Below are 8,580 nucleotides of genomic sequence, written 5' to 3' on the forward strand. Positions count from 1 at the left end.
TTACTATGCCCAATTACTTAACAATGTAGATACGGCGGTCTTTGATCTCGATCTTGCCTTCTTTGAGCAGATGTCCTACCGCACGTTTAAATGCATTTTTGCTCAGACCGAACTCTCTGCGGATGACTTCCGGTGAAGCCTTGTCATCAAATGGAAGAACTCCTGCAAATTCTTCGATAATGCTGAACACACTTTCTGCATCTTCATTGATCTGAATGTATGCTTCCTCACGATCGCTGACATCCATTTTTCCATCTTCTTTGACCTTGGTCACACGAAGGTCAAGGACAGTTCCCGGGCGGTATTTTCCTTTTGCCTCTCTTGCCGGGATCAGCGCAGAATATTTATTATCTACAGCAACAAAAACACCGAAGTTATCGCTGATCTGGTAAACTCTGCCCTTCACGCGGTCGCCCTCTTTGTAAGGTGTCTCCTGGGAAAGATACGGATAAACTTTCATTGTTGCACAAAGTCTGCTGCTCTTGTCCACATAAACAGCAACCAGGCATTCCTGTCCCTCAAAGATCCTTGTTGTCTGCTCATGATATGGAAGCAGAAGATCCTTCTCCAGCCCCCAGTCCAGAAATGCACCGATCTTTGTCACCTGTTTTACTCTGAGAAGTCCTGCTTCTCCAACTGTCAGGCGCGGCTCATTTGTAGTTGCGATCATTCGATCCTGTGAATCCTTGTAAATAAAAACTTCCAGCTTGTCACCGGCTTTTGTACCTGCCGGAACCTGCTTTGCAGGAAGAAGTACCTGATGTTTGGTATCTGCGTTCATATCTTCTGCCAGGTATACACCGAAATCTACTGTTTTTACTACCTGCAGCGTCTGTTTTTTTCCTAATTCGATCATAAAAATCCTCCAATGTTTTTTATTACATAAACTCTACAATTGCATATGGTTCACTCTTCTGGTCATTCAGAAGAATCGTTGTCTTTGTGTCTTCCACAGCGCGCGCCGGGCAGATCACATCGTGAAGTCTTGCCTGCTGCTTATATTCTGCGCGCATCTGATGGATCCTGAAATCTGCCGGCAGATAATCCATCGCCATCTGGACGTACTGGCAGTTATTTACATGATGATTCGTGTCCAGATGATGCTTCTGCACAGCAAAAGCCTCCTGCTGCTCATACTCGCCCGGTAGTTTGATCTTGCGGGGTGCATAATCCATATCCAGTTTTGGTTCCAGCCCGTATGCCGCGGTATCGCGCTCCGTCAGTTTGACAGGAAGCCCGTTTTCCGCATTGATATAGGTCCAGTACGTATTGGCATAGGCGAGCCGTTCTCCACCCTTTGTTTCCATGCAGAAATTACGCATTCCCAGGAAACTCCGAAATCCATACGCCCAGGTCGAAGTGGTGATTTCTTCTCCCAGATACGGATAGCGGTCCACGATCACCTGCCATGCGGATAATACCCAGAATCTTTTCCATTCCTTGAGGACTTCCATTCCAAGACCTACTTCTTCCGACTGAAAAGTACTGCAGTCCTGAAAATAATTCAGAACTCCCGGCAGTGTCAACAGACCATTTTCTCCGATTTCACTGTAGCGGACTCTCCCGCTGAAACTGTATGCCATATATATCCCCGCTTTCATTTCTACTGCTGAATAGTTACCAAAATCTATAATTATTTCTCAGTAAACTTTACCATTTCCCGTTTTTATTTGCAACCGTCAGAACAACACATTTTTTCCTCTGTTATTTTTCCTTTCAGGTGCTATAATCATGATAAAATATTTAAAGGAAATCAAGGAGGAACCTTTCATGTCATCTGATGAAAAAATCACGATCCGCACCGCCAGGGAATCCGATGCCCCGGCTCTTCTCGCGATCTACGCACCTTATGTCGAAAACACTGCCATCACCTTTGAATACGATGTGCCATCTATAGAAGAGTTTACATCCAGAATCCACCATACTCTGGAAAAATATCCATACCTCGTCGCAGAAAAAAACAGCCAGATCCTTGGCTATGCCTACGCCAGCCCGTTCCACGAGCGTGCCGCTTACGACTGGGCTGCAGAAACTTCGATCTATGTCGATCAGAACTGCAAGCACATGGGAATCGGCAGACTCCTGCACGATGCTCTGGAACAGACACTCAAAGCTCAGGGAATCCTCAATATGAATGCCTGCATCGCCTATACACCTTCCGCCGATGCTCATCTGGATAATAACAGTGTTGAGTTTCATTCACATATGGGATACCGTCTTGTAGGAGAATTTTATCAGTGCGGTTACAAATTTGATACCTGGTATAATATGGTCTGGATGGAAAAACAGATCGGAGAACATCACAAAAAACAGCCTGCTCCGATCGCCTTCAAAGAGTTTCATAAATAGGCAGAAAAAAAGCACCTCATCTGAGGTGCTTAAGTAGCAGGGCTACAAGGATTCGAACCTTGAACTGACGGAGTCAGAGTCCGTTGCCTTACCGTTTGGCGATAGCCCTTCATTCATTCGCTTGCGTTTTTTATTTCTTATCGCTCGCGACGAATATTATTATATTACAGGGTTTCAAAAAAATCAACCCCTTTTTTTAATTTTTTTAAAAAAATTTTGATTTTCCTGAAAACCCGCATAAAATCAGCCTTTTTCGGGTGTACTTCCCATTTCTTCCTGATAAATTTTCTTATGCTCCCGTTTCTGCTGGTACATGATCCGGTCTGCTTCCTCCAGAATTGTTTCCGGAGAAGTTTCCTCATGTGCCTTCGGCACTTCCACGATCCCACAGCTGAAACTCATCGCATACGGCTTGCCACAGTCACTTCCTGAATGATATGTGTATAGGCCTTCCTGCCCTGCCACTTCATCATACCTGTCGTGATCCGGTAAAATCTGTCCTCGGAATCCTCAGCTTCCCAGTCCCACTCATAAGACTCCAGCTGACCATGCTCTCCGTCAGCGATCCTTGCCGTCTGTTCCATACAGATCCGATAGATTCCCCGCTTCTTCACATCAACCGCGCGGTTGCAGTAAAATACTTCCTGCCCGTCCAGACTCGTCACGAGGACCTCCTCCTCGCTTCGGGCGATCAGTTCCATCAGAAGCTGATTGTAGCTCTCTGCCATCTCTGCATGACGTTTCTCAGCCTCGGCTTTGCGCTCCAGGATCATTTCTCTCTCACGGAGCTGTTTCGTCATCGTATTAAAAGCCTCTGAGAATTCGCCAAGATATGACACGGTCTGGGAATAATCTCCCTTGGCAACCTGCTTTGCCTGCCAGGTGAGGTGATTCAGATTTGCGTGGATATTTTTGAGGTTTTCACACAGAAAATTTTCTCTGGAAGGTGTAAAACCCGAAAGATCCCCCTTGGACAATGCCGCAGAGTAAGCCTTCATTTCCTTGACTGCCCTTTCCAGATAATTCAGACCAAGTCCCAGTTTCTGGTAAGGCTCATCCAGTTCATTTACATCCAGCATCTTTACTTTCGGGTCATACAATATATCTCTTAAATACTCAAACAATAACTTACAGTTTTTTTCTTCCATAAAAAAATTCTCCTGGTTCCATTCATTATCGGCATTTCATGGCCACACGCTTTGCAGAATGGAACTATGTAAGCGACAACGCTTATTCTTCGTAACTGTTCAGTACCCTCACAGTCACGAGTCAAAATGCATTCCAGCTCACCTTCGGTGCGAGCATTTTGACTTGTATGTCTCGGGATTTTGGCAAAAATATGCCCAAACACCTCGCGGGATACTACCTGTTAGCTAAATACTATTCTTCTACATTAGCATGAAAACGGCATACTCTATCTCCTGTAGCCCAGCAGTCTACCTCGATCGCTGTATACTGTTTGCCGGAATATACAGACAAGATTCCGGCGATAAATCCCTCGTCATAATTGCAGACAGTCTCTCCAAGCACAGGAAGTCCGGAACAGTCCGCGTCCTCTGCTACTGTAAGGATGATCTTGCCGCTCTCCTCATCTACATCCTCAATTCTCAGAACACCCATCTTAAGCTCTTTCATCTTGTTCTGAAGTTCACTTACAAACTGATCCATCGGCTGATCCAGATTAAGCATATTTTTTGCAAAATATTCTCCTGCCATACGTCCGGCGCTGCGGAATACTTCTACCTGCTCATCCTTGCCGTATCTTCTGAGCAGTTCTTCCTTGAGAGAATATTCCAGTAAACGATATACGCGAACCGGTAATTCCTCTCCCAGATTTCCCCTGCTGTTCTCATCATATTTCAGATATTCCTCGAACTGGATCGGCTTTCTGTCCGCCATAAAAATATTATCCATAATGTAAATCCCCCGCTTTCCCAATGGCAGCTAATTGTATACTGCCTTTATCTTAATAATAAAGTATTGCATATCTTATGTCAATTTAACGTTCCTTTTGTCGGCAAATAATTGGTGGTTTATGTAAAATATTAGTGCTGATCGTGTAAAATAATGCTATAATGGTTTTACATTTTGATACAGGATGCCTTTACAAGCCGGCATCTGTGATCTATTCGCTTAATAAAGGAGAAACTGGATGAGAGCAACCAACCTGACCCTGCTCACAGATTTATATGAATTAACGATGATGCAGGGTTATTTCAAAAACCCAACCAACCAGACTGTTATCTTCGACATGTTCTATCGTGTCAATCCATGCGGGGGAAGCTTCGCGATCACAGCAGGTCTGGAACAGATGATCGAGTATATCGAGAATCTTCACTTTGAAACAGAAGATATTGATTACCTCAGAAGTCTTAATATTTTTGAAGAAGATTTCCTGGAATATCTGAGCACTTTCCGTTTTACCGGAGATATCTACGCAATTCCGGAAGGAACTGTCGTATTCCCGCGAGAGCCACTTGTCAAGGTTATCGCTCCGATCATGGAAGCACAGCTTGTCGAGACTGCAATCCTCAATATCATCAACCACCAGAGTCTTATCGCTACCAAAGCGGCTCGTGTCTGCTATGCGGCACGCGGTGACGGGATCATGGAATTTGGTCTTCGCCGTGCACAGGGACCAGACGCAGGTATCTATGGTGCACGTGCCGCAGTGATCGGCGGATGTGCCGGAACTTCCAATGTTCTGACCGGTCAGATGTTCAATGTTCCTGTACTTGGTACACACGCCCACAGCTGGATCATGAGCTTCCCGGATGAATACACTGCATTCAAGACTTACGCCAAGATGTACCCGAATTCCTGTACACTTCTGGTCGACACCTACGATGTACTCAAATCCGGTGTTCCGAATGCAATCCGCGTTTTCGAGGAAATGCGTGAAGAAGGAATCAAACTGACACACTATGGAATCCGTATCGACAGCGGTGACCTCGCATACCTTTCCAAAGAAGCCTACAAGATGCTGGCTGCTGCCGGATTTGACGATGCGACGATTTCCGCTTCCAGCGATCTGGATGAGTACCTGATCGACAGCCTCAAGACACAAGATGCCAAGATCAACTCCTGGGGTGTAGGAACCAACCTGATCACCAGCAGTGACAACCCGGCTTTCGGCGGTGTATACAAACTTGCCGCAGTCAAGGACGCAGGAAGCTCCACCTTCACACCAAAGATCAAGCTTTCCGAGAACACAGAGAAAGTCACCAACCCGGGCAACAAAACCGTTTACCGTATCTACAGCAAATCCACCGGTAAGATCAAGGCAGACCTCATCTGTATGGCAGACGAAGTTTTTGATCCGGAAGAAACCATGATCATCTTCGACCCATCTGACACCTGGAAGAAGACCAAGGTTCTTGGCGGCACTTATGAGCTTCGTGAACTTCTGGTTCCGGTAATCCGCGAGGGCAAACGTGTCTACACTTCACCGGAAGTTATGGAACTTCGCGAATACTGCAAGAAAGAACAGAACACCCTCTGGGATGAATCCCGCCGACTGGTAAATCCTCAGAAAGTATATGTAGATCTTTCTCAGAAATTATATGACATCAAGAAAAACCTACTCGAAGAAATGAGCGAGAAAGCACTCGATTGAGTGACCAGGGGGACGGAGTTTGTAGCTCTAAATATGTCCCCCTGGCTTTTTCTTGCAAAAATACTCTTAAATTCGACAAATTGATACTTTTACAGTTTAACGCATTAATTTGCTAGATTTTTTCTTTATGACATGTTATACTGTGTTAGATTGAAAAAACACCTTTCACATATATAAAGGTGCCATCTATACACTGGAGGAAATACATCATGTCTATGAAGATCAATCATGAACTTCCACTTCCGGAAGTCCTGAAAAACGAATACCCGCTCAGCGATGAATTAAAAGCAGTCAAACAGGCTCGTGACGAAGAGATCCGCCGTATCTTTACCGGTGAATCTGATAAATTTGTTGTACTTGTAGGTCCTTGCTCTGCAGACAACGAGGATACTGTCTGCGAATACGTCAACCGCCTCAAGAAAGTCGCTGACAAAGTTTCTGATAAGTTAATGATCATCCCGCGTGTTTACACCAACAAACCGCGTACTACCGGAGATGGATACAAAGGAATGCTCCATCAGCCGGATCCGGACAAAGCTCCTGACCTTCTTGCCGGCATCATCGCGATCCGTAAGATGCACATGCGCGTTATGCAGGAAACAGGACTTTCATCTGCCGATGAAATGCTTTACCCGGAAAACAGAAGTTACCTCGACGATATCCTCTCTTACGAGGCTGTCGGCGCACGCTCTGTTGAAAACCAGCAGCACCGCCTTACCGCCAGCGGAATGGATATCCCGGTCGGCATGAAGAACCCGACCAGCGGCGACCTCTCCGTTATGCTTAATTCCGTCACTGCTGCACAGCATCCGCATCATTTCATTTATCGTGGATGTGATGTTGAGACATCCGGTAACGACCTGGCCCACACCATCCTCCGTGGAGGTGTCAACCAGTATGGACAGGCAATTCCGAACTATCATTATGAAGATCTGATCCGACTCTACAACCTGTACAGCCAGAAGGATCTCAAGAACCCGGCTGTCATCATTGATGCCAACCATTCTAACTCCAACAAGAAATACAAGGAGCAGATCCGTATCGTAAACGAAGTTCTCCACAGCCGCAACTGCAATCCGGAACTTCACAAACTTGTCAAAGGTGTCATGATCGAGAGCTACCTGCTCGAAGGACGCCAGGACATCAGCGACCACATGACCCCTGGATGCTCTATCACCGATCCGTGTCTTGGATGGGAGGATACTGAACGCCTGATCTATGAAATTGCTGAGAAGTGCTGATAAAAACAGAAACACCGGAGATTCTTTTTTCACTCAAAGAATCTCCGGTATTTTTATTGTTCCATCTGCCGTCCAAGAAATCCTGCTGCCGTCTGTACCAGCATCTTCTCCGAATTTCCCGGTCTTTCCCCGTTACTTTTTCCGACAAGTGCAACCGAACCGATCGCGTCTCCTGCACAGATGATCGGCTGTATGATCAGACCTGCTTTATTTTCTTTCTGATTTTCGACCAGTGCTATCTTGCCTTTTTCTTCTCCGTAGTAGCACTTCATTTCCCGTTCTGCGATAACCCGGTCCAGCTCACGGCTGATTCCCTTGCCCTCGTATTCACGGCTGCCGTGTCCTGAAGCTGCCACCACCTGGTCATGATCTGTGATGCATGCCATCATGCCTGTCGTCTGTGCCAGAGCCTCCACATATTCCTTTGCAAAAATACTCAGCTCTCCGATCGGAGAATATTTCTTGAGGATAACCTCGCCTTCTCTGTCTGTAAAAATCTCCAGCGGGGTTCCCTCCTTGATCCTCAGTGTGCGCCGAATCTCTTTTGGAATCACAACTCTTCCAAGGTCATCGATGCGGCGGACGATTCCTGTAGCTTTCATATAGGTTATGTTCCTCCTGTTGTTTTTCCATATTCCGTGCTGTATGGTTATTATATGGAAAACAAGGAGAATTATGTACATAAAAACTATCTGTCATAAGTTTCCGAACAATATCCTTATCAAAATTCAGGCCCATCTTGCCGTCTTTGACTTCGAACAGGCTTCCTCCAAGCTGCTTTGCTCCTACCAGCATGTAGTTTGCCATCGCATCACAGCCGAACAATGCCTTGCCATCGTTTGGCTCGTCTGTCTGTTCATCCTCTGTCAGATACTCACTGAGGTCGACGACTTTGCCCATCTCATCCAGTTTATAAGCTGTGTCCGCATATGCAGAAAAAATAGCCGGCATATCGGAAGCACCTACTTTTTCCTCTGCTGCTGCCATAACATTTGTTTCCAGGTCATTAACACTTCCCTGACTGGAACTCTCAACTACGATTCCCTTTTCCTTGCCGACTGTGTCATTAAAAGAATCTACAAGCGCATTAAACGCATCAAGCTGTTCGCCGTTATAGTATGTCCACACAGTGAGCGTAACCGGTTCGGATGACTTACCGATACTGCCTCCACATCCACTGAGAATTCCTGCCATCATTGCCATACCTGTCAGACATGCTATCAACTTTTTATTTTTGTAAAAAATATTTTATTTCAATTGCCTGTTATCTGATAATTATAGCATTTAATCCGCCTGGCTTCAACCTGATGAAATATGAACTACTCGGCAACTGAGTTACCAGAGCATCTGAAATCTGGCGGGATACCGCCTTTT

At 45.7% G+C, this 8,580-nt stretch carries 10 protein-coding genes and 1 tRNA gene; 3 read left to right on the plus strand and 8 right to left on the minus strand.

Translation table 11 applies throughout. From position 1 onward, the window contains the following. Window positions 1-13: 13 nt before the first annotated feature. Both DWX28_RS11070 and DWX28_RS11075 read right to left on the minus strand, forming a co-directional pair. Entirely contained in the window at window positions 14-856 is an 843-nt protein-coding gene (locus tag DWX28_RS11070) for a CvfB family protein (RefSeq protein WP_022213226.1), read from the minus strand. 22 nt (window positions 857-878) lie between these two features. Then, window positions 879-1,583, minus strand: coding sequence for an acyl-[acyl-carrier-protein] thioesterase (locus DWX28_RS11075; protein ID WP_118252705.1), 705 nt, complete (start codon window positions 1,581-1,583; stop codon window positions 879-881). A gap of 187 nt (window positions 1,584-1,770) precedes the next feature. Between DWX28_RS11075 and DWX28_RS11080 the strand changes: the two genes are divergently transcribed. Next, window positions 1,771-2,349, plus strand: a complete 579-nt coding sequence (locus DWX28_RS11080; RefSeq protein ID WP_118252706.1) for a GNAT family N-acetyltransferase — start codon at window positions 1,771-1,773, stop codon at window positions 2,347-2,349. A gap of 37 nt (window positions 2,350-2,386) precedes the next feature. Here the strand turns inward: DWX28_RS11080 and DWX28_RS11085 are convergent. From DWX28_RS11085 to DWX28_RS11100, 4 genes are all read right to left on the minus strand, one after another. After that, window positions 2,387-2,458, minus strand: a tRNA-Gln gene (locus DWX28_RS11085). A gap of 134 nt (window positions 2,459-2,592) precedes the next feature. Continuing rightward, entirely contained in the window at window positions 2,593-2,751 is a 159-nt protein-coding gene (locus DWX28_RS11090; RefSeq protein WP_118252707.1) for a hypothetical protein, read from the minus strand. After that, window positions 2,748-3,497 (minus strand): hypothetical protein, encoded by a 750-nt coding sequence (locus tag DWX28_RS11095; protein ID WP_118252708.1) that lies wholly within the window; start codon window positions 3,495-3,497, stop codon window positions 2,748-2,750. Before DWX28_RS11095 ends, DWX28_RS11090 begins: the two co-directional genes overlap by 4 nt. Before the next feature lie 232 nt (window positions 3,498-3,729). Beyond that, window positions 3,730-4,263, minus strand: coding sequence for a V4R domain-containing protein (locus DWX28_RS11100; RefSeq protein ID WP_022213222.1), 534 nt, complete (start codon window positions 4,261-4,263; stop codon window positions 3,730-3,732). A gap of 238 nt (window positions 4,264-4,501) precedes the next feature. Here DWX28_RS11100 and DWX28_RS11105 point away from each other — a divergent pair, with 238 nt between their 5' ends. Further along, entirely contained in the window at window positions 4,502-5,965 is a 1,464-nt protein-coding gene (locus DWX28_RS11105; RefSeq protein WP_118252709.1) for a nicotinate phosphoribosyltransferase, read from the plus strand. 209 nt (window positions 5,966-6,174) lie between these two features. Continuing rightward, window positions 6,175-7,206 (plus strand): 3-deoxy-7-phosphoheptulonate synthase, encoded by a 1,032-nt coding sequence (locus tag DWX28_RS11110; RefSeq protein WP_022213220.1) that lies wholly within the window; start codon window positions 6,175-6,177, stop codon window positions 7,204-7,206. A gap of 53 nt (window positions 7,207-7,259) precedes the next feature. Here DWX28_RS11110 and DWX28_RS11115 read toward each other — a convergent pair whose 3' ends face one another. Next, window positions 7,260-7,808 (minus strand): stage V sporulation T C-terminal domain-containing protein, encoded by a 549-nt coding sequence (locus DWX28_RS11115; RefSeq protein ID WP_118252710.1) that lies wholly within the window; start codon window positions 7,806-7,808, stop codon window positions 7,260-7,262. Then, the gene (locus DWX28_RS11120) at window positions 7,774-8,409 is read right to left on the minus strand and encodes a hypothetical protein (RefSeq protein ID WP_147399651.1); all 636 of its coding nucleotides are present in this window, start codon (window positions 8,407-8,409) and stop codon (window positions 7,774-7,776) included. The genes DWX28_RS11115 and DWX28_RS11120 overlap by 35 nt, the downstream gene beginning before the upstream one ends. Window positions 8,410-8,580 lie beyond the last annotated feature (171 nt).

Source organism: Blautia sp. AF19-10LB (assembly GCF_003461245.1).
Lineage (GTDB): Bacteria > Bacillota > Clostridia > Lachnospirales > Lachnospiraceae > Blautia_A > Blautia_A intestinihominis.

Excerpts from the sequence above, each read along its gene's own strand:
- DWX28_RS11070 (WP_022213226.1), bottom strand. The coding sequence starts at position 856 with ATGATCGAATTAGGAAAAAAACAGACGCTGCAGGTAGTAAAAACAGTA.
- DWX28_RS11075 (WP_118252705.1), bottom strand. The coding sequence starts at position 1,583 with ATGGCATACAGTTTCAGCGGGAGAGTCCGCTACAGTGAAATCGGAGAA.
- DWX28_RS11080 (WP_118252706.1), top strand. The coding sequence starts at position 1,771 with ATGTCATCTGATGAAAAAATCACGATCCGCACCGCCAGGGAATCCGAT.
- DWX28_RS11090 (WP_118252707.1), bottom strand. The coding sequence starts at position 2,751 with ATGAGTTTCAGCTGTGGGATCGTGGAAGTGCCGAAGGCACATGAGGAA.
- DWX28_RS11095 (WP_118252708.1), bottom strand. The coding sequence starts at position 3,497 with ATGGAAGAAAAAAACTGTAAGTTATTGTTTGAGTATTTAAGAGATATA.
- DWX28_RS11100 (WP_022213222.1), bottom strand. The coding sequence starts at position 4,263 with ATGGATAATATTTTTATGGCGGACAGAAAGCCGATCCAGTTCGAGGAA.
- DWX28_RS11105 (WP_118252709.1), top strand. The coding sequence starts at position 4,502 with ATGAGAGCAACCAACCTGACCCTGCTCACAGATTTATATGAATTAACG.
- DWX28_RS11110 (WP_022213220.1), top strand. The coding sequence starts at position 6,175 with ATGTCTATGAAGATCAATCATGAACTTCCACTTCCGGAAGTCCTGAAA.
- DWX28_RS11115 (WP_118252710.1), bottom strand. The coding sequence starts at position 7,808 with ATGAAAGCTACAGGAATCGTCCGCCGCATCGATGACCTTGGAAGAGTT.
- DWX28_RS11120 (WP_147399651.1), bottom strand. The coding sequence starts at position 8,409 with ATGGCAATGATGGCAGGAATTCTCAGTGGATGTGGAGGCAGTATCGGT.